Origin of the sequence: Streptomyces chisholmiae (assembly GCF_031845445.1) — a bacterium.
Lineage (GTDB): Bacteria > Actinomycetota > Actinomycetes > Streptomycetales > Streptomycetaceae > Streptomyces > Streptomyces chisholmiae.
Genome location: NZ_JAVREO010000173.1, coordinates 1 through 458 on the forward strand (window position 1 = coordinate 1; position 458 = coordinate 458).

The 458-nt window shown below is 71.6% G+C and carries 1 protein-coding gene; it reads right to left on the reverse strand.

Going from position 1 to position 458, the window contains the following annotated elements; genetic code table 11:
- Positions 1 to 458, reverse strand: a 458-nt coding sequence (locus tag RM844_RS32645) for a cation:proton antiporter domain-containing protein (RefSeq protein ID WP_311671058.1), incomplete at both ends; no start/stop codon positions are given.

Here is a 458-nt window from a genome sequence, read left to right on the forward strand (position 1 = left end):
TCACGATCTGCGCGACCCAGGCAAGGCCCTCGTGGAAGACGATCACCGTCTGCTTCGCCGGGATTCGCGCCGAGCCCAGCACCAGGCCGGCGAGGTAGGCGGCGAGGAAGCCCGAGCCGTGCAGGCTGGCGGCGCCGCCGTAGGCGAGGCCGGCGGTGGCCAGCGTCGCCACCGGGTAGAGCCCGGGACTGGTGAGGCGCGCGTTTCGCAGCCCGGGAACCGCGAGCAACCCGACAGCGATGCCCACGGCCGCGCCAATTCCCATCTCGCGCACGAACAGCAGCGCCATGTCGAGCACGCCGTAGTCGTCCTGCTGGATCCACTCGATGAACCCGATCACGAGCAGGACGGCGACCGGGTCGTTGAAGCCTGCCTCGCCCTCGAGCGTGCGCGCGAGGCGGCGCCGGAGCCTTGACTCGCGCAGCAGCGCGAAGATCGCGGCGCCGTCGGTGGAGGAG